13 protein-coding genes are annotated in these 18,994 nt (G+C 75.7%); 8 read left to right on the top strand and 5 right to left on the bottom strand.

Annotation, left to right across the window (positions count from 1 at the left end; genetic code table 11):
- The first annotated feature begins 19 nt into the window (after positions 1-19).
- The 3 genes from K1J57_RS22770 (at position 20) to K1J57_RS22760 (ending at position 5,062) form a co-directional block, all read left to right on the top strand.
- Positions 20-1,591, top strand: coding sequence for a class I adenylate-forming enzyme family protein (locus K1J57_RS22770; RefSeq protein ID WP_220560649.1), 1,572 nt, complete (start codon positions 20-22; stop codon positions 1,589-1,591).
- 82 nt (positions 1,592-1,673) lie between these two features.
- Complete coding sequence (locus K1J57_RS22765; RefSeq protein WP_220560648.1) at positions 1,674-3,662, top strand: FAD/NAD(P)-binding domain-containing protein; 1,989 nt, start codon at positions 1,674-1,676, stop codon at positions 3,660-3,662.
- On the top strand, positions 3,659-5,062 hold the full coding sequence (locus K1J57_RS22760) for a lyase family protein (protein ID WP_220560647.1): 1,404 nt from the start codon (positions 3,659-3,661) through the stop codon (positions 5,060-5,062). Before K1J57_RS22765 ends, K1J57_RS22760 begins: the two co-directional genes overlap by 4 nt.
- 45 nt (positions 5,063-5,107) lie before the next feature.
- Here the strand turns inward: K1J57_RS22760 and K1J57_RS22755 are convergent, their stop codons facing one another.
- Positions 5,108-6,313, bottom strand: a complete 1,206-nt coding sequence (locus K1J57_RS22755; RefSeq protein ID WP_220560646.1) for a CaiB/BaiF CoA-transferase family protein — start codon at positions 6,311-6,313, stop codon at positions 5,108-5,110.
- A gap of 46 nt (positions 6,314-6,359) precedes the next feature.
- On the bottom strand, positions 6,360-7,850 hold the full coding sequence (locus K1J57_RS22750; RefSeq protein ID WP_220560645.1) for a carboxyl transferase domain-containing protein: 1,491 nt from the start codon (positions 7,848-7,850) through the stop codon (positions 6,360-6,362).
- A gap of 304 nt (positions 7,851-8,154) precedes the next feature.
- On the opposite strand from K1J57_RS22750, the gene K1J57_RS22745 reads away from it, so the two are divergent.
- Positions 8,155-8,805, top strand: a complete 651-nt coding sequence (locus K1J57_RS22745; protein ID WP_220565716.1) for a FadR/GntR family transcriptional regulator — start codon at positions 8,155-8,157, stop codon at positions 8,803-8,805.
- Between the two features lie 71 nt (positions 8,806-8,876).
- On the opposite strand, the gene K1J57_RS22740 is transcribed toward K1J57_RS22745, so the two are convergent.
- Positions 8,877-10,229: an SLC13 family permease gene (locus tag K1J57_RS22740; RefSeq protein WP_220560644.1), complete on the bottom strand. Its 1,353-nt coding sequence runs from the start codon at positions 10,227-10,229 to the stop codon at positions 8,877-8,879.
- Between the two features lie 271 nt (positions 10,230-10,500).
- On the opposite strand from K1J57_RS22740, the gene K1J57_RS22735 reads away from it, so the two are divergent.
- The gene (locus K1J57_RS22735; RefSeq protein WP_220560643.1) at positions 10,501-12,159 is read left to right on the top strand and encodes an amidohydrolase; all 1,659 of its coding nucleotides are present in this window, start codon (positions 10,501-10,503) and stop codon (positions 12,157-12,159) included.
- Between the two features lie 71 nt (positions 12,160-12,230).
- Entirely contained in the window at positions 12,231-13,565 is a 1,335-nt protein-coding gene (locus K1J57_RS22730; protein WP_220560642.1) for an MFS transporter, read from the top strand.
- Positions 13,566-13,871: 306 nt separating this feature from the next.
- Here the strand turns inward: K1J57_RS22730 and K1J57_RS22725 are convergent, their stop codons facing one another.
- Entirely contained in the window at positions 13,872-15,158 is a 1,287-nt protein-coding gene (locus tag K1J57_RS22725; RefSeq protein WP_220560641.1) for a M20 family metallo-hydrolase, read from the bottom strand.
- 215 nt (positions 15,159-15,373) lie between these two features.
- Between K1J57_RS22725 and K1J57_RS34035 the strand changes: the two genes are divergently transcribed.
- Entirely contained in the window at positions 15,374-16,525 is a 1,152-nt protein-coding gene (locus tag K1J57_RS34035) for a helix-turn-helix domain-containing protein (protein ID WP_220560640.1), read from the top strand.
- Between the two features lie 15 nt (positions 16,526-16,540).
- Here the strand turns inward: K1J57_RS34035 and K1J57_RS22715 are convergent, their stop codons facing one another.
- Positions 16,541-17,398, bottom strand: coding sequence for a metalloregulator ArsR/SmtB family transcription factor (locus K1J57_RS22715; protein WP_220560639.1), 858 nt, complete (start codon positions 17,396-17,398; stop codon positions 16,541-16,543).
- Between the two features lie 93 nt (positions 17,399-17,491).
- On the opposite strand from K1J57_RS22715, the gene K1J57_RS22710 reads away from it, so the two are divergent.
- Positions 17,492-18,955, top strand: coding sequence for an NAD(P)-binding domain-containing protein (locus K1J57_RS22710; RefSeq protein WP_220560638.1), 1,464 nt, complete (start codon positions 17,492-17,494; stop codon positions 18,953-18,955).
- Positions 18,956-18,994: the final 39 nt, after the last annotated feature.

Genomic DNA, 18,994 nt, shown 5'->3' with positions numbered 1-18,994 from the left:
CCCGAAGGACACCGAAGCCATGTTCCTCCAACGCATCGCCAACCAGGGCATCCGGTTGGGCAGCCTGTTCGACCGGGCCGCGGCCCGGCACCCGGCGAGTCCGCTGATCCTCGACCACGACCTCGACATCGCGCCCGAGCGCGGGCGCCGCCTGACCCTGACCGAGGCGGCCGACCTGGTGGACGACTTCGCCTCCCGGCTGTGGGCGCTGAAGGTCCGCCCGGGAGAGCACGTGGTCGTGCACAAGTCCGACGGCTTCGACATCTCCCTGATGGCCTGCGCGGTCAACCGCGTGGGCGCCGTCCCCGTCATGCTGTCGGCGAAGCTGGACGGGGACACCGTCGCCGCGCTCCTGCGCCGGGTCGACCGGCCCTACCTGCTCACCGACCAGGCCAAGCTGGAGAAGGAGCTCCCCGCCGAGGTGTTCGACCTCAGCGAGCGGGTCATCCTGGCCTCCGGGGAGTACGAGGGCGCCGTGTCCCTGGCCTCCCTGGCCGGGACCCCCCGGGTGCGCCCGGTCATCATGCCGCCCGACCACCCCACGATGGTCACCCACACGTCGGGGACCACCGGCCTGCCCAAGCTGGCCGTGCACACCGGGTTCACCTTCCAGTCGCGCTACCGGCCCCAGGCCGCCGTCGTCGCCGCCGCCGTGGGCCGCAGCGAGCCCATCGCGGTCCACGTGTCCTTCGTCCACTCGCGCATGTACACGGCGATGCCCATCTCGATCCTCCAGGGGCACCCGCTGGTCATCCTGCGCGACGACGCCCCCGAGCACGTCGCCGAGCTCTTCTCCCGGGTGCGGCCGGGGTTCATCGAGGCGCACCCCAACACCTTCCTGCGCTGGGAGGTGCTGGCGGACGACCCCCGCGAGCCGCTGGCCAACGTCAAGTACTTCAGCAGCACCTTCGACGCCATCCACCCCCGGACCGTGCACACCATGCTGCGCGCCTCCCGGCGCGGCGTTCCGCTGTTCGCCCAGGCCTACGGGCAGAGCGAGGTCGGTCCGATCGCGGCGCGCACCTACTCGCGCGACCGCTCGCCGGACGCCGACGGCCGCTGCGTGGGCTTCCCGTTCCCCGGCATGACCGACGTCCGGGTGGTCCCCCGCGACGGGAGGACCCCCTCCAAGTCCTCCCCGGGGTACATCGAGGTCCGCAGCGACGGCCGCATCATCACCTACATGGGCGAGCACGCGCGCTGGCGCAAGCAGGTCAACGGCGGCTGGTGGCGGATGGGCGACGTCGGCTACCGGAGCAAGTGGGGGTGCCTGCACCTGCTCGACCGCGAGGTCGACGAGATCGACGGCATCGACAGCACCCTGGAGATCGAGGACAAGCTGTTCACCCGGCTGCCCGACCTCGTCGAGGTGGTCATCGTCCCCTCCGCCCAGGGCTCCCCCGTCCCCGTGGTGTGCACCCGCGACGACCGGCCGCTGGACCCCGCCGCCTGGGAGGCGGCGACCGCTGACCTGCCCCCGCTGGAGGCGCCCGTGCACCGGCGGCTGGAGGAGCTGCCCCAGACCGCCACCACCAAGATCAAGCGGCTGGAGCTGGCGGCCCGTCTGGTCGCCGCCGACCGCGCCGAATGACCCGGGCCCCGCGCCCCACCCGGGGCGGGGCGCTCCGCGCGTCCCGCCCCCTCTCGTCCGTCGCACAAGGGAGTGACAGAACGTGTCCGGGATCCACGCCCACCACGGCGGTGGCCGAACCGAGATCGCCGTCGTCGGGGCGGGGCCCCGCGGCCTCGCCCTGCTGGAACGGATCTGCGCCAACGAGCGGGCGCGCCCCTCGTGCTCGCACCTGACCGTGCACGTCATCGACCCGCACGAACCGGGGCCGGGCGCGGTGTGGCGGGAGGGGCAGTCGCGCAGGCTGCTGATGAACACCGTCGCCTCGCAGATCACCGCCTTCACCGATCACAGCGTGGTGATCGAGGGGCCGATCGAGCCCGGCCCCAACCTGTACGAGTGGGCCCGGGACACGGCCCTGTTCGGCGGGGACGGCGACCACGACGAGCACATCCTGGAGGAGGCCCGCTCCCTGGGGCCGGACTCCTATCCCACGCGCGTCTTCTACGGCCGGTACCTGCGGGCCTGCTTCGCGCGGGTCGTCGACGCCGCGCCCGGCCACGTCGAGGTCCGGACGCACCGCTCCCGCGCCGTGGCCATCGCCGACACCTACGGCGTGCCCGGAGGCCCCCAGGGGCTGCGGCTCCAGGACCGGACGCGGCTCAACCACCTGGACGCCATCGTCCTCGCCCAGGGGCACCTGCCCGTCCGGTCGACCGCGCAGGAGGCGCGCACCGCGAGCCTGGCCCGGATCCACCACCTCACCTACATCACCCCGGTCAACCCGGCCGACGCCGACCTGGACGGCATCGAGCCCGGCGCCGCCGTGCTGCTGCGCGGGCTCGGCCTGAACTTCTTCGACTACACGGCCCTGTTCACCGAGGAGCGCGGCGGGCGGTACGCCGAGCGCGACGGAGGGCTCGTGTACCTCCCCTCCGGCCGCGAACCCCGCCTGTACGCGTTCTCCCGCCGCGGGGTGCCCTACCACGCGCGGGGGCGCAACCAGAAGGGCGTGGCCGGACGGCACCGGCCCCGGCTGCTCACCCCGGAGGCCATCGGCCGGCTCCGGGCGGAGTCCGGCGACACCCTGAACTTCGCCCGGGACCTGTGGCCGCTCGTCTCCCGGGAGGTGGAGGCGGTCTACTACGCGGCCCTGCTGCGCTCCCAGGGGCGGCCGCGGGAGGCGCTGGAGTTCGCCGACCGCTACGTCGCCGCGTCGCCCTCCGGGGCGGCGCTGCTGCCGGACGAGTACGGGATCCGCACCGCGGACCGGTGGGACTGGGAGCGCGTCGCCCGCCCCTGCGCGGGGAAGCGCTTCTCCGACCGGGCGGCGTTCCGCTCCTGGCTGCTCGACCACCTGCGCCGCGACGTCCGCGAGGCCGAGCGGGGCAACGTGGACGGCCCGCTCAAGAGCGCCCTGGACGTGCTGCGCGACCTGCGCAACGAGATCCGGGAACTGGTGGACCACGGCGGGCTGGACGGCCACTCGCACCGGGACGACCTCGACGGCGAGTACACGCCGCTCAACGCGTACCTGTCCATCGGACCGCCCGCCTCCCGGATCCGGGAACTGATCGCGCTCGTCGAGGCCGGTGTGGTGGAGGTGCTGGGACCGGGCACCCAGGTGCGCCTGGAGACGGGGCCCGCGGTCTTCACCGCCTCCTCACCGCTGGTCCCCGGTCCGCCGGTGCGGTCCCGGGTCCTCATCGAGGCGCGGCTGCCCGTGCCCGACCTGCTGCGCACCGACGATCCCCTGCTGCGGCACCTGCTCGACAGCGACCAGGCGACGCCCTACCGGATCGCCGCCAGCGGGGGCGAGCCGTACGAGACCGGCGGGCTGACGGTCACCGAGCGGCCGTACCGGGTCGTCGACGGGCGGGGGCAGGCCCACCCCCGGCGCTTCGCGTACGGGGTGCCCACCGAGTCCGTCCACTGGGTCACCGCCGCCGGGGTGCGGCCGGAGTCCGACTCGGTCACGCTGAAGGACGCCGACGCCATCGCCCGGGCCGTGCTCGCCCTGCCGCCGGTCGCCCACGTGCCCGCGGTCCCGCACACCGCCACCGGCATCGAGTCGACGGGGGTCATCGTATGAACGCCCCGGCCGCGGACACCGGCCTGCTCTCCCCCGGCCGGGCGGGCACCCCCGTGGAACGCCTGGTCGACGACGCGGCCTGGCTCCAGGCGATGGCGGACGCGGAGGCCGCGCTGGCGCGCGCCCAGGCCGGCCTGGGGGTGCTGCCCCGCGCGGCGGCCGACCTCATCACCGAGGTCGTGCGCGAGGGGGCGCCCGACCCCCGCGTCATCGCGGTGGCCTCGCGCGAGCACGCCAACCCGGTCGTCTCCCTGGTGTCGGAGCTGACCCGGCGCGTCGCCGCGCGCGACCCCGCGGCCGCCGAACACGTGCACCGCGGGTCCACCAGCCAGGACATCTTCGACACCGGCGCCATGCTGGTCTGCCGGCGCGCCCTGGAGGCCGTCCGGGCCGACCTCGCGGCCGCCGCGGAGGCGTTCGCGGTGACGGCCCGGGCCCATCGGGACACCCCGGCGGCGGCGCGCACGCTGGCGCTGCACGCGGTGCCCACGACGTTCGGGCTGCGGGTCGCGGGGTGGCGGTCGCTGGTGCTGGACGCCGTGGAGCGGATCGACCGGGTGCTCGACGGCGGGCTGCCGGTCTCGCTCGGCGGGTCGGCGGGGACGCTGGGCGGGTACCTGGCCTACGCCGCGCCCGGGCATCAGGAGGACCCGGGCGCGTTCTACGACGCCCTGGTGCGGGGGTTCGCCCGCGAGACGGGGCTGGCCCCGCAGCGGCTCCCCTGGCACGCGCTGCGCACCCCCGTGGCGGACGTGGCGTCCGCGCTCGGGTTCACCGCCGCGGCCCTGGGCAAGGTCGCGGTGGACGTGCTCACGCTGTCGCGCACCGAGGTGGGCGAGGTCGCCGAGCCCTCGCCCGCCGGACGCGGGGCGTCCTCGGCCATGCCGCACAAGCGCAACCCCGTGCTGGCCACGATGGTGCGCACGGCCGCGCTCCAGGTGCCCGTCCTGACGGCGGGCGTCCTCCAGTGCCTGTCCGCCGAGGACGAGCGCTCCCCCGGGGCGTGGCACGCGGAGTGGCAGCCGCTGCGCGAATGCCTGCGGCTCACCGGCGGCGCGGCGCACACCATGGTCGAGCTGGCCCGGGGGCTGGAGGCCGACCCCGTCCGCATGCGCGCGAACCTCGCCCTGACGGGGGGCGCCGCCACCAGCGAACGGGTGGCCGCCGCCCTGACCCCCCGCCTGGGACGGCCCCGGGCCCGCGCGGTCCTCGACGCCTGCTCGGCCGAGGCGGCCGCGTCCGGGCGGCCGCTGGCCGACGTCCTGGCGGAACACCCCGCTCTCGAGGGCGCCGCCGCTCCGGACGCCCTCGCCGCCCTCTGCGACCCGGTGCGGTACACCGGCGCGGCCGCCCGCCTGGTCGACCGCGCCCTGGACCGCCGGCCGCGGGAGGCGGGCTGACCCCGCGGCCGCGGGCCGTCTGTGAGCGGGGGCCCGCGGCCGCGGTCAGGCGGCGCGGCTCTCCTCCAGGGAGTCCAGCCAGGCGCGGATCCGCTCGTTGTGCTCGCCCAGCAGCGGCGGCGGCAGGTGCCCCTCCGCGGCGGGCGGCGCGCCCCCGTCCCCGCGGTGGGGGGCGAAGCGCAGCGCGGAGCCGGGCAGCTCCACCCGTCCCAGGACGGGGTGCTCCACGTCCAGGACCAGTCCCTGGGAGCGGGTCTGCTCCCACTCGTAGACCTGGTCGATGGTGCGCACCGCCCCGCAGGGGACGCCGATGTCCCCGATGCGGCGCAGCCACTCGTCCCGGGGCGCGGTGCCCAGCACCGCCTCGACCTCGGCGATCAGGTCGTCCCGGTGGACGACGCGGGCGGCGTTGTCGCGGAACCGGGGGTCCTGGGCGTCCAGGCCCAGCAGGCCCGCGAACTTGGACCATTGCGACTCGCCGCCGATGGCGACCTGGAGGACCCCGTCGGCGCAGGCGAAGGCGCCGTAGGGCGCGATGGAGGGGTGGTGGTTGCCCATCGCGCGGGGCACCTCGCCCGCCACCGTCCAGCGGGTGCCCTGGAAGGCGTGAACGCCGACGATCGAGGACAGCAGCGAGGTGCGCACCACCGCGCCGGTACCGGTGCGCTCGCGCTGCACGAGCGCGGCCAGCACCCCCTGGGCGCCGTTCATCCCGGCGAGGAGGTCGCCGATGGGCACCCCGACCTTGGTGGGCTCGTCCGGGGAGGGGCCGGTCAGGCTCATCAGGCCCGCCTCGCCCTGGGCGATCTGGTCGTACCCCGCGCGGCCGCCCTCGGGGCCGTCGTGGCCGAACCCGCTGATGGAGCACACCACCAGGCGGGGGTTGAGCTCGCCCAGGCGTTCGGCGGAGAAGCCCAGCCGGTCCAGGACGCCGGGGCGGAAGTTCTCCACGAGCACGTCGGCGGCGCGGACCAGGCGGGTGAGCTGCTCGACCCCGTCGGGGGACTTCAGGTCCAGCTCGATGGACTCCTTGTTGCGGTTGCAGGACAGGAAGTAGGTGCTGATCCGCTCGTCCTCGGGGCCGACGAAGGGCGGGCCCCAGCCCCGGGTCTCGTCGCCGGTGCCGGGCTGCTCGACCTTGATGACGCGGGCGCCCAGGTCGCCCAGCAGCATGGCGGCGTGCGGCCCGGCCAGGGCGCGGGACAGGTCGACGACGACGGTGCCCTGCAGCGGTCCTCGTTCGCGGTCCATGTGGCTCCTTCGGTGGTGGTGTGCGGGAGGCGGGGAGGCGGGCCCGTCAGGAGGGCAGGCCCAGGCGGCGGTAGCGGGCGGCCCGGGCGGCGCGCCGGGCGGCGCCCGGGGCGCGGGTGAGGGCGGCGAGCTCGTGGCGCAGGGCCAGGCCCGCGCGGCGGCAGAACTCCTCGGGCTCGTCGGCGGCGTCGTCGTGCTCGGGGACGATCCGGTCGACGATGCCGTGGGCGCGCAGGTCGGTGGAGCCGATGCCCTGGTCGCGGGCCAGGTCGGCGGCCTTCTCCGTGGTGCGGTGCACGATGGCGCTGGCACCCTCGGGGGGCAGGGGGGACAGCCAGGCGTTCTGGGCGCACAGCACCCGGTCGGCGGGGATGAGGGCGAGCGCGCCGCCGCCGGTGCCCTGGCCCAGGAGGAGGGCGAGGGTGGGCGCGGCCAGGGTGGCCATCTCGGTGAGGCAGCGGGCGATCTGCCCGGCCATGCCCTGCTCCTCGGCCTCCTTGGACAGGGCGGCGCCGGGGGTGTCGATGACCGTGACCAGGGGCAGGCCCAGTTCGTCGGCCAGGCGCATGCCGCGGCGGGCGGCGCGCAGGGCGGCCGGGCCCATGGGGTGCTCGGGGGTCTGGCGGTCGCGGTCCTGGCCCAGCAGGACACAGGAGGAGCCGCCGAACCGGGCCAGTGCCAGCAGCAGGCCGGGGTCGGACTCGCCCTCGCCGCTGCCGCGCAGGCGGACGACGTCGGTGGCGGCGTGGCGGAGCAGGGCTCGCACCCCGGGCCGGCCGGGCCGGCGGGAGCGTGTGACGGCGGTCCAGGCGGGGGTGGCCGCGGCCGGCTCGGCGGGCGGCGGCGGGGCGTCGCCGGTGTCGCGGGCGAGCAGGACGGTGAGGGCGCGGTCGGCGATGGCGGGCAGCTCCTCGGGCGGCAGGACCGCGTCGATGAGGCCGTGGTCGAGGAGGTTCTCCGCCCGCTGGACGCCCTCGGGGAAGTCGGCCCCGTACAGGGCGCTGTACACGCGCGGGCCCAGGAAGCCGACGAGGGCGCCGGGTTCGGCGACGGTGACGTGGCCCAGGGACCCCCAGGAGGCGAGGACCCCGCCGGTGGTGGGGTCGCGCAGGTAGACGAGGTAGGGCAGCCCGGCGGCCTTGTGGGCGGCGATGGCGGCGGCGATCTTGACCATCGCCAGGAAGGCGACGGTGCCCTCCTGCATGCGGGTGCCGCCGGAGGCCGGGGAGACGAGCAGCGGCAGCCGGGCGGCGGTGGCGCGTTCGACGGCGGTGACCAGGCGTTCGGCGGCGGCCACGCCGACGGACCCGGCGAGGAAGGCGAACTCGCCCGCGGCGACGGCGACGCGCCGGCCGCGCAGCAGGCCCTCGCCGGTCAGGATCGCCTCGTCGCAGCCGGAGGCGGCGCGTGCGCGGGCGAGGTCGGCGGCGTAGGAGGGGTCGGGGCGCACGTCGACGGGCGTGGTGTCCCAGGAGCGGAAGCTCCCGGGGTCCAGGATCCGGTCGAGGAGGTCTCGGGCGCCGTACCGGGTGGCCATCGGCATCTCCTTATCGGTTCGGCGACCCAGTGGCCCGGCGGCCTGCCGTGTCGGTTCAGCGGCCACTCCATTGGCTCAGTGGCTAGGCCACTGGGTCTCTTCGTCAGCATGGCACACGCCCCCGGCTTTGTGAAGGCCGACATCCCCTTCCCGCGCGGGGAACCCCCCGCGGGCCCGGTCGACCGCACCGACGCTCCCGGACTACTCTGGAGGTCCGCCCAGCCCGAGCCGGAAGGAGCCCGCCCGCGTGCCCACCAAGCCCACCCCCCGGCCACCGGCACGGCCTCGTCTCTACGAGCAGCTGGTGGAACGGCTGGTGGAGTACATGCGCGAGGCCGGCCTGACCCCCGGCGACCGCCTGCCCGCCGAGCGGGAACTGGCCGCCTCCCTGGGCGTGAGCCGCGCCTCGCTCAGCCAGGCCCTGGTGGCGCTGGAGGTGCAGGGGATCATCGACGTGCGCCACGGCGACGGCGCGATCATCCGCCGCACCACCTCCGAGGAGGGCGTGCTGGCCCTGCTGCGCGACCGCGCCAACCGGCGGGCGGAGATCATCGAGGCCCGCCAGGCCCTGGAGGTCAAGCTCGCCGAGCTGGCCGCCGAGCGCCGCACCGAGCACGACCTCGCCGCCGTCGACGCCGCCCTGGACCTCATGCGCGCCGAGCTGCGCGCGGGCGGGCGCGGGGTGGAGGGCGACGAGCGGTTCCACGCCGCGATCACCGAGGCGGCGCGCTCGCGGCTGCTCACCCGGATGATGAACGAGCTCGCCCCGATGATCCGCGAGACCCGCCTGGAGTCGCTGTCCCAGCCGGGGCGGCCGCAGGACTCGCTGGCCGGGCACGAGAAGATCGCCTCGGCGATCCGGCTGGGCGACCCGGACATGGCCGCCGAGGCCATGCGCCGCCACCTGCGGCTGGTGTCGCAGGTGGGCGACGTGCCCGAGCGCGCCGCGAACTGAGCCCCGGACGCGGGCGGCCCGGCGCGGGGTCCCCGCGCCGGGCCGTCACCGCTCGGCCGGAGCCGCGGGCGTCACAGCAGGCCGGGCACGACCAGGACGCCCCAGGCCACGAGCGGTCCCAGGACCACCACTATGGCGCTGTAGACCAGGATCCGCCGGTAGAACCTCTCCGGCTCCACCCCGGTGGCGTTGGCCAGGACCAGGGCGCCGTTGGTGGAGAACGGGCTGACGTCCACGATCGTGGAGGCCACGGCCAGCGCGACGATGACGCCGGTCGCGCTCACCTCCCCCATGAGCAGGAACGGGACCGCCAGCGGGATGGTGGCGCCCAGGATGGCGGTGGAGGAGGCGAAGGCCGAGACGATGCCGCCGATGTAGCACAGCACCAGGGCGACCAGCAGGGCCGCGCCCAGCCCGGCCGCGGCCAGGCCGACGTACTCGATGGTCCCGGCGCTCTCCATGACGCCGACGAAGGTCAGCATGCCGGTGATGAGCAGCACCGTGGGCCAGCTGATCTGGGAGATCGCGTTCTTCTGCGCCTGGGGCGAGATGAGCGCCAGGACGACCGTGACGGTCATGGCGACGAACCCGACGTTGAGGCCGAAGCCCAGGGCCAGCACACCCAGGGCGAGGATGCCCAGCAGGGTGGCGACCTGGTCGAACCGGACCGCCGGCGCGGCCCCGGACTCCCCTGCTCCGGTGCCGGACTCCCCGGCTCCGGTGCCGGAGCCGCCGGTGGCCACGGCGGTGCCGCCGCCCCCGCCCGCTCCCCCGCCGCCCGCGGCGACGGCCTCCCTCTCGGACCGCTCCACCCTGACCCCGACGAGCCGGTGGCCGCCCAGGGCGATGAACAGCACGAACGCGATGGCGAGGTTGAAGACCAGGCTGCCCAGGAACAGGGTCACGGGGTGTACGTCGAGCCCGTTGTCCGCCACGATGGTGTTGACCGTGACCCCGTAGACGCTGGCCGGGGAGAAGCCCCCGCCCTGTGCCCCGTGGATCACCATCATGCCCATCATCAGGGGGTCGATCCGGTACTTGGCGGCGAAGCCCAGGGCGATGGGCGCGACGATGGCCACGGCCGCGGGGCTGAGCGCGCCCACGGCGGTGAGCAGGGCGGTGATGCCGAACATCACCCAGGGGATGGCCACCACCCGGCCGCCGACCAGGCGGGTGGCCGCCCGGACCATGAGGTCGACGGTCCCGTTGTTCTTGGCGATGGCGAACAGGTAGGTGACACCGACCAGGGTGAGGAACAGGTCGGCCGGGAAGCCGCCGAGGATCTCCCCCGCCTCCATGGACAGGGCGAGGGTGCCGACGAGGAAGGCGGCGACGAAGGCGAGTGCGCCGATGTTGATGGGGAAGACGGTCGCGACGACGAACATCGCCGCGAGCACGAGAATGGTGAGCAGCTGGGGTGTCATGACCGGCCATTCGAGCTTCGGTGGAGGGGTGTGACTCAGCTCATAGGAGCGACTGGCCTAGCCAATATGCCAATGGGCCAATTGTCAAGCCCTCGGAAACACCCCCGTCACTCCCCCGACCCGCGGCGCCGCGGCCCCCGCCCCGGATTGTGCACATGCCCACCCGGGGGCGGATGATCCGCTGCGGATCGTCATTGAGGCCCCGCGCACCCACCCGGCACCCTGGAGGGAATCCGTCACACCCCTCCCTTCCAGGAAGAACACCGCCGGCATGCTCGACCTCCTGCTCACCAACGCGCGCGTGCGCACCCTCGACGACGACCGGCCCGCGGCCACCGCCGTGGGCATCGCCGCCGGTCGCGTCCTCGGGTTCGACGGGGACGTCGCCGACCTGCCCGCCCGGGCCGTGGTCGACTGCGGCGGCGCCGCGGTCGTCCCCGGCTTCGGGGACGCGCACAACCACATGGCGTGGTTCGGCCAGTCCCTGGGCGAGCTGGGCCTGGAGGACGTCACCACCCTGGACGGGCTCTACGACGCGGTGACCCGCCGGGCCGCCGACCTGCCCGCCGACGCCTGGATCATCGGATCCGGCTACGACGACACCGCCATGGGCGCGCACCCCGACCGGCACGGCCTGGACCGGGCCGGGGGCGGCCGCCCGGTGTGGCTCAAGCACCGCTCCGGGCACATGTGCACCGTGAGCAGCGCGGTGCTGCGCCGGGTCGGCGCCGACTCCGCCGCGGTGGGCGACCCCGAGGGCGGGGTGATCGTCCGCGACGGCGACGGGACGCCCACCGGCCTGCTCCAGGAGCGCGCCCAGGAGCTGGTCACCGCCCTGGTCATGCCCTACCCCGTCGCCGACCTGGCCGACGCGATCGGCCGGGCCTCGCGCGTGTACGCCTCCGAGGGCCTCACCCACGTCGTCGAGGCCGGGATCGGGCGCGGGCTGATCGGCCGCACCCCGGTGGAGGCCGCCGCCTACCAGCTGGCCCGTGAACGCGGCGACCTGCGCACCCGCGTGGAGCTGATGGTGGCCGCCGACAACCTGCACCCGCTGGACGGGCACGCCGACGACGGCATCGACGTCGGCATCGACCTGGGGCTGCGCACCGGCTTCGGCGACGACCGGCTGCGCCTGGGCCCCATGAAGATCTGGCTGGACGGCTCGCTCATCGGCCGTACCGCGGCCGTGACCGAGCCCCTGTGCGGACACGGGCACGGCGTGTTCCAGAACCCGCCCGAGGAGATGCGCGACCTGGTGGTGGCCGCCCACCGCGCCGGGTGGCGGGTGGCCGCGCACGCCATCGGCGACGAGGCCGTGGACCTGGCGCTGGACGCCTTCGAGCGGGCGCACAGGGAGCTGCCGCGCCCGGACGTGCGCCACCGGATCGAGCACGCCGGGGTGGTCCGCCCCGACCAGCTGGCCCGGTTCGCCGAACTGGGCGTGGTCCCGGTCCCCCAGCCCCGGTTCCTGTACACCGTGGGCGACGCCATGGCGGCGTCCCTGGGCCCGGAGCGGGTGGGCTGGCTGTACCGGCACCGGTCGTTCCTGGAGCACGGGATCCGGGTGCCGGGCAGCTCCGACCGCCCGGTCGCGCCCGGCGCGCCGCTGGCGGGCATGGCCTCGATGGTGGAACGGCTCAGCAGCGGGGGCGCCGTCCTCGCCCCCGACGAGCGGGTCACCGCCGAGCAGGCCCTGCGCGCCTACACCGTCGACGCGGCCTGGGCGAGCCACGATGAGCACGACAGGGGCACGCTGTCCCCCGGCGGGCTCGCCGACCTGGTCATCCTGGACCGCGATCCGGTCGACACGGCGGACCGGGGCATCGACACCGTCGAGGTGCTGGCGACCGTCGTGGGCGGCGAGGCCGTCCACGGCGCGGACGCCTTCGCCGGACTGGCCGCGACGGCATCCGGCGGCGGCGCCTGACCCGCCCCCTCCCATCCCCTGATAGACCCCGCGCCGGTGCGGCGCGGACACCGAAGAGGAGAGAATTCCCCATGAACGACCTCGACCGCACGGGCCCCGAGGCCCCGCCGGGCGGGAAGGCCCCGGTGGTGAGCGGCAAGGAGGCCGGTCGCATCGCCTTCGCCGCGTTCGTCGGCACCGCACTGGAGTGGTACGACTACTTCCTCTTCGGCACCGCGGCCGCCCTGGTGTTCAACCGGCTGTACTTCACGACGCTGAACCCGACGGCGGCCACCCTGGCCGCGTTCGCGACCTTCGGCGTGGGCTTCGTGGCCCGCCCGCTGGGCGCCGTCCTGTTCGGGTGGATGGGCGACCGGATCGGACGGCGTCCCGCGCTGCTGATCACGGTGGTCGCCATCGGTGTGGCGACCGGCCTCATCGGCGTGCTGCCCGACTTCGCGGCCATCGGCGTGGCGGCCCCGCTGCTGCTGGCGCTGCTGCGCCTGGTGCAGGGCATCGCTGTGGGCGGCGAGTGGGGCGGCGCGGTGACCATCGCCGTCGAGCACGCCCCGCCCGAGAAGCGCGGGCGTTACGCGGCGCTGCCGCAGATCGGCTCCCCGGTCGGAACCCTGCTGTCCTCGGGCGCGTTCGCGCTGGTGCTGACGCTGCCGCCGGAGCAGTTCGACTCCTGGGGCTGGCGCCTGCCGTTCCTGGCGGCGTTCCCGCTGCTGCTGGTGGCCGTGTACATCCGCCGCAAGGTCGAGGAGTCGCCGGTCTTCGAGGAGATGGAGCGCCAGGAGGCGCGGTCCAAGGTCCCGGCCGTGGACGTGTTCCGCAAGGCCTGGGGGCGGCTGCTGGTCGCGATCGCCTCGGCGCTGCTGGGCGTGGGCGGCTTCTACGTCATGACCACGTTCGCGATCAGCTACGGCACCGGCACCCTGGGGCTGGAGCGGGGGCTGATGGTCAACGCCACCCTGGTGGCGGCGGTGGCCCAGATCGGGGTCATCCTGGTGTTCGGCCGCCTGGCCGAGCGGATCGGCCCGGGCCGGGTGACGCTGTGGGGCGGTGTGGCCACGGCGGCCATCGCCTTCCCGGTGTTCTGGATGATCGACACGCGCTCCCCGGTGCTCGTGGTGCTGGCGGTGGCCGCGGGCGTGGCGATCCTGTCGATCGCCTACGCGGTGTCGGGCGCGCTGCTCACCGAGCTGTTCCCGGCGCACCTGCGCTACAGCGGCGTGGCGCTGGCGTACAACCTGGCCGGTGCGCTGAGCGGCTTCCTGCCGTTCGCCGCCACCGCCCTGCTGGACGTCTCGAACGGCGGCTCGTGGGTGGCCTCGCTGCTGCTGGTGGGGATCGCGCTGATCACCGCGGTCGGCGGCCTGGTCGGCGAGCGCCTGCGGGTCCGCGACGAGGTCGTGGTCCGCTAGGCCGGTACGGACGGGCCGGGGGCCGGCGGGGATGTCCCCGCCGGCCCCCGGCCATCTGCGCGCCCTCCCGCGTCCGCTCCTGCCGGGCGCGGGAGGGCGCCCGCCATCCGGCCGGCCCGCGTGTCGCCGTAGCCCCGTTCGGGCGAGGTTGCGCCCGCGCTCGGCGTGGAACTTCCCGCGCCCCGGTGGCTTCCGGCTCGCTCGGATCTCGAAGCCGTCCGTCGCACCCCTTCAGAGGCGGGGTGTCGCAGCGCCCACCGGAACCCGGGATTCCCGGGCGGGGCCTTCACATGCGCGGGGGCGGGGTCAGGCGCGGACGGCGGCCGGGTCGTGGACCCCGGTGCTCGGCAGCGCCCCGGAGCCCAGGCCGCGGACCACGTCGGTGAGCAGGTCCAGCCCGGCCAGCATGTCGTCGTCCTGGGTGTACTCGCCCTCGTTGTGCGAGACGCCCTCGACGGAGGGCACGAAGAGCATGACGGTGGGGACGCGCTCCTTCATGTTGATCGAGTCGTGCCCGGCGACGGTGAGGATGCCGCGGTGGCTCAGCCCCAGGCGCTCGGCGGCGCCCCGGGCCAGCTCCACGCCCTCGGGCTGGTAGCGGTCGATACCCCACGCGTGGGAGAGGTCGAGGTCGATCTCCACCCGGGCGGTGCCCTCGATGCGGGCGACCTCCTGCGCGAGCAGCCGGTCCGCCTCGGCCAGCACCGCCTCGTCGTGGGAGCGCAGGTCCAGCAGCAGCTCGGCGCGGGAGGCCACCGTGACCGGGGAGTTGGGGTAGACGTCCATGCTGCCCACCGCGGTGTGCAGCACGCCGGGGAAGCGGTCGGCCAGCTCGCGGGCGGCGACCACCAGCAGGGAGGCGCCCAGCAGGGCGTCGCGGCGGTCCTCCATGACCGTGGCGCCCGAGTGCGCCTGGTCGCCGCGGACCGTCACCCGGTACTTGCGGGCCGCCCAGCAGGCCTCGACCAGGCCGATCGTGGTGCCGGTGTTCTCCAGGACCCGGCCCTGCTCCACGTGGATCTCGGCGCAGAAGACCGCCTCGGGGCCGTCGGTGTCGCCGAGGAACCCGGTGGGGGCCAGTGCCTGCGCGACCGTGGTCCCGGCCCGGTCGCGGGAGGCCAGCGCGGTCTCCAGCGGCAGGCGGCCGGTGTACACGGCGCTGCCCATCATGGAGGGGGTGAACCGCGAGCCCTCCTCGTTGAACCAGTTGACGACGGCGAGGTTGTAGGGCGGCTCCGCGCCCTCGGCCGCGTCGCGCTCGGCGGCGCGCAGCACCGCGTGGGCCGCGGCCAGCACGCCGTAGGCGCCGTCGTAGCGGCCGGCCGTGGGCTGGGAGTCCATGTGGGAGCCGACGACCACGTAGGGGGCGCCGGGCACCCGCTCCAGCAGGCCGAACTGGTTGCCGATGCGGTCGTACACCACCCGCAGGCCGGCCTCCTCCAGCAGCCCGGCCAGCCAGCGGCGCTGGGCGTTGTCGGGCTCGGTGGCGGCCTGCCGGTCGACCCCTCCGGAGGGGGTGGCGCCGAAGGCGCTCATGGCGCGGAAGTCCTCCAGGAAGCGGGTGTCGGCGGCGGTGCGTCCGGGGGCGGTCATGTGGTTCCTCTCGGGTCCGGTGGTGACGCTCCCATACTCGGCGTGCGGGTCGGCCGCGCTCAATCGGCATTCACCCAAGATTTCCGGGCTCGGCTGTGCACATGACCACGGTGGGACCGCACCGGCCCGCGTCGGGGCAGGTGGGGGGCACCGGGCGATCCGTGGCACCATCGTTCCCGGTGTATTCGCCCAAGGACGCCGTGAGGAGGCAGACCATGGTGGACCCGGACGGACCGCAGCCGTGGCCGAGGATGCTGGAGCTGCTGGCCCGGGACCGCGACGGGCTGGTCGCCGACTTCCTGGGGCGGCTGTCGGCGCTGGGGCGCTACAGCGACGGGCTGATCCCCGACGACGACCTGCGCCAGACCGCGACCGACACCTTCGACATGCTCACCCGGCGCCTGGCCGGGCTGCCGCTGCCCGGGCACCTGAGCGACCTGCCGGCCCGGCTGGGGGTGCGGCGGGCCCGGCAGGGGGTGGCGCGCGAGGACCTGCTGGAGGCGGTGCGGCTGGACTTCCGGGTGCTGTGGGCGGGACTGGTGCGCGCGGGCGGCGCGGACTCGGCGCAGATCCTGGTGCTGCACGTGGAGGAGATCCTCGGCACCGTCGAGCAGTACATCAGCGATGTGCAGGCCGCGTTCCTGGAGGAGCGGGCGGCGCTGGAGCGGGACTCGCGGGCCGAGGCGGCCCAGGCGCTGTCCCGGCTGCTGGGGTCGGGCGACCGGGCCGCGGAGGTGGCGGCGCAGGTCGCCCCGGTGCTGGGGGTGGCCGTGGACGGGGTGTTCGAGGTGCTGTTCGCGGCGCCGGGGCCGGGGGCCGGGCCGGGGAGACGCTCGGAACTGGGCGGGCCGGCCCGCGACGGCTGCCTGGTGTGGGAGTTCGACGACGGGGTGGCGCTGGTGCGGGAGGGCCGGGCCCGGTGGCCGCTGCCGCTGGAGGGGATGACGGGGGGCGCGGTCCCCGGGGTGCGGGGGCTGGCCGAGGTGCCCGCGGCGATCGCGGCGGCCCGGCGGCTGGCCGGGTACGCCCGCCCCGGCGGGGGGTTCGTCCGGGCGGAGGGGGTGTGGCCCGCGCTGGCCCGGGACCGGCTGCTGGAGGTGCTGCCCGGGTTCGGCCGGGAGGCGGTGGAGCGGGTGGCGGCGCTGGAACCCGACGCCCGGGCGCGGCTGCTGGAGACCCTGGAGCACTACACGGCGACGGGGTCGGTCAAGGCGACCGCGGAGTCGCTGTACTGCCACCGGAACACGGTGGTGAACCGGCTCCAGGCGTTCCGCGAGGTGACGGGGCTGGACCTGACCGTCCCGGTGGAGGCGGCCCGGGCGCTGGTGCTGTTCTCCGACCGGCGCCCGGGCGACGGGTGGGGGTGAGGGGGCGGGCGGCGCTCAGCAGGCGCAGGCCGGGGACTCGGCCCCGGTCTCGCGGCGGCGTTCGAGCAGGACGGTGTCGCGCCAGCGGCCGTGGTGGCGGGCGATGCGCTCGCGCACCCCGACGGTGCGGAACCCGGCCTGGTGGTGCAGGGCCAGCGAGGCGCGGTTCTCGGGGAAGACCGAGGTCTGCAGCGTCCACAGCCCCCCGGTGTCGGCCTCGGTGACCTGCCGGTACAGCAGCGCCTTGCCCACGCCCCGGCCGCGCGCGGCTCCGGCGACGTACACCGAGGTCTCGGCGACCCCCGTGTAGGCCTCGCGGGCCGAGACCGGGGCGGCGGCGGCCCAGCCGACCACGGCGCCGTCGAGTTCGGCGACCCAGCGGTGGCCGGGGAGCCACTTGTCCTTCAGGGCGTCGACCGGGGGCGCCTCGGTCTCGAAGGTGGCGTCGCCGGTGGCGATGCCCTCGGCGTAGATCTCGCGGACGCGCTCCAGGTCGGCGTCGGCCATCGGGCGGGTGGCGACGTCCCCGGGCAGGTCGGTGGGGCAGCAGGGGCGGGCGGCCAGCAGGCCCATGACGGCGTCGGCGGCGTGCGGCAGGCCGACGCAGCAGGCGGGGTTGACGGCGACCCGGGTGGAGGTGCCCACCCGGGTGAGGGTCACGAACCCGACGTCGGCGAGCTTGCGCAGGTGGTGGGAGACGGTGGGCTGGCGCAGGTCCACCATCTCGGCCAACTCCCCCACGCCGACCGACCCCGGGGTCGTGGCGATGGCATGGAGCAGCCGGACGCGCATGGGTTCGGCCAGGCAGGCGAACCAGGCGGCGTAGGTCTCGGCGTCGAGGGCGGACAGGGAGTCCGGGGTCGTCACGGTCATGCGCTCATTATCGACCACGATCTATGGTTGCGTCCATCGACGTACATCTATAAAGTCTCGCTCCATAGACACCGATCGATGAAAGGGTGTGTCATGGACGAGGGTCTTCCCGTCGTGGTGATCGGAGCGGGGCCGGTGGGGCTGGCCGCGGCCGCCGAGCTGGTGGGGCGCGACCTGCCGGTCGTGGTGCTGGAGCGCGGCGACCGGGCCGGGGCCGCCGTGTCCGAGTGGGGGCACGTGCGCCTGTTCTCGATGTGGCGCGACCTGGTGGCCCCCGCGGCGGAGAAGCTGCTCACCGCCGCCGGCTGGACCCGCCCCGCCGACGGCGGCTACCCGACCGGCGCCGAGTGGGTCGACTCCTACCTGGCCCCGCTGGCCGCCGCCCTGGGCGGGCGGGTGCGCTTCGGCGCCGAGGTGACCGGGGTGAGCCGTCTGGGCCGCGACCGGGTCGTGGACTCCGGGCGCGCCGAACAGCCGTTCACCGTCCGCGTGCGCACGTCCGGCGGCGAGGAGCGGCTGCTCGCCCGCGCAGTCATGGACGCCTCCGGCACCTGGGGCTCCCCCAACCCGGCGGGCGGCGACGGCCTGCCCGCCCTGGGCGAGGCCGACGCGGCCGGGCGCGTCTCCTACCGCGTCCCCGACACCGCCGACCCGGCCGGGCGGGCCCGTCACGCGGGGCGGACCACGGCGGTGGTCGGCAGGGGGCACTCGGCGCTGACGGCGCTGGTGGCCCTGGCCGCCCTCGCCGAGGAGGTCCCGGGCACCCGCGCGGTGTGGGTGCTGCGGCGCGGAGCCGTGGGCGACGCCTTCGGCGGCGGGGCCGCCGACCGGCTCGCCGGGCGCGGCGCCCTGGGCCTGCGCGCCAGGGCCGCAGTGGAGGCCGGGCACATCGAGGTGGTCACCGGGTTCCGCACCGCCGAGGTGCGCCCGGACGGGGACCGCCTCGTCCTGGTGGACGACGGCGGCCGGGCCCTGGAGCCGGTCGACGAGGTGGTGGCCCTGACCGGGTTCCGCCCCGACCTGTCCTTCCTGTCCGAGGTCCGCCTCGGCCTGGACGCCGCCCTCCAGGCGCCGGTGGAGCTGGCCCCGCTCATCGACCCCAACGTGCACTCCTGCGGGACGGTGTACCCGCACGGGGCCGCCGAGCTGTCCCACCCGGAGGAGGGGTTCTTCCTGGCGGGGATGAAGTCCTACGGGCGCGCCCCCACCTTCCTGGCCCTGACCGGGTTCGAGCAGGTCCGCAGCATCGCCGCCCACCTGGCCGGGGACCGCGAGGCCGCCGCCCGCGTGGAGCTGACCCTGCCCGAGACCGGTGTCTGCGGCGGCGCGGGCCTGTTCGACGACCCCGGCGCCACCAAGGCCGGCGCGGACGGCTGCTGCGGTCCCGCCCCCGAGGCGGAGCGGCCGTCCCCGGCGGCGGCCGGCGCCGGCCTGCTGACCGTCTCGCCGCTGCCGCTGCTCACGGCCGCTCCGACCGCCTCCGCGGGCGGCGGGTGCTGCGGGGGCGGGGACTCCCCGCGCCCGGCCCGGGCCGCCGACCCGGACCGGCTGCCGTGACGCCGGCCCCTGACCGGGGGCGGCGCACCGCCGCCCCCG

The sequence above is a fragment of the Nocardiopsis sp. MT53 genome, from assembly GCF_019598965.1.
GTDB classification, from domain to species: domain Bacteria; phylum Actinomycetota; class Actinomycetes; order Streptosporangiales; family Streptosporangiaceae; genus Nocardiopsis; species Nocardiopsis changdeensis.
This window is presented reverse-complemented; position numbering and strand designations above follow the sequence as displayed.

Bases quoted from the DNA above. Each gene is read 5' to 3' on its own strand.
- K1J57_RS22770 (WP_220560649.1), top strand. From the start codon at position 20: ATGTTCCTCCAACGCATCGCCAACCAGGGCATCCGGTTGGGCAGCCTG.
- K1J57_RS22730 (WP_220560642.1), top strand. From the start codon at position 12,231: ATGAACGACCTCGACCGCACGGGCCCCGAGGCCCCGCCGGGCGGGAAG.
- K1J57_RS22760 (WP_220560647.1), top strand. From the start codon at position 3,659: ATGAACGCCCCGGCCGCGGACACCGGCCTGCTCTCCCCCGGCCGGGCG.
- K1J57_RS22715 (WP_220560639.1), bottom strand. From the start codon at position 17,398: ATGACCGTGACGACCCCGGACTCCCTGTCCGCCCTCGACGCCGAGACC.
- K1J57_RS22735 (WP_220560643.1), top strand. From the start codon at position 10,501: ATGCTCGACCTCCTGCTCACCAACGCGCGCGTGCGCACCCTCGACGAC.
- K1J57_RS22740 (WP_220560644.1), bottom strand. From the start codon at position 10,229: ATGACACCCCAGCTGCTCACCATTCTCGTGCTCGCGGCGATGTTCGTC.
- K1J57_RS34035 (WP_220560640.1), top strand. From the start codon at position 15,374: ATGGTGGACCCGGACGGACCGCAGCCGTGGCCGAGGATGCTGGAGCTG.
- K1J57_RS22755 (WP_220560646.1), bottom strand. From the start codon at position 6,313: ATGGACCGCGAACGAGGACCGCTGCAGGGCACCGTCGTCGTCGACCTG.
- K1J57_RS22710 (WP_220560638.1), top strand. From the start codon at position 17,492: ATGGACGAGGGTCTTCCCGTCGTGGTGATCGGAGCGGGGCCGGTGGGG.
- K1J57_RS22750 (WP_220560645.1), bottom strand. From the start codon at position 7,850: ATGGCCACCCGGTACGGCGCCCGAGACCTCCTCGACCGGATCCTGGAC.
- K1J57_RS22725 (WP_220560641.1), bottom strand. From the start codon at position 15,158: ATGACCGCCCCCGGACGCACCGCCGCCGACACCCGCTTCCTGGAGGAC.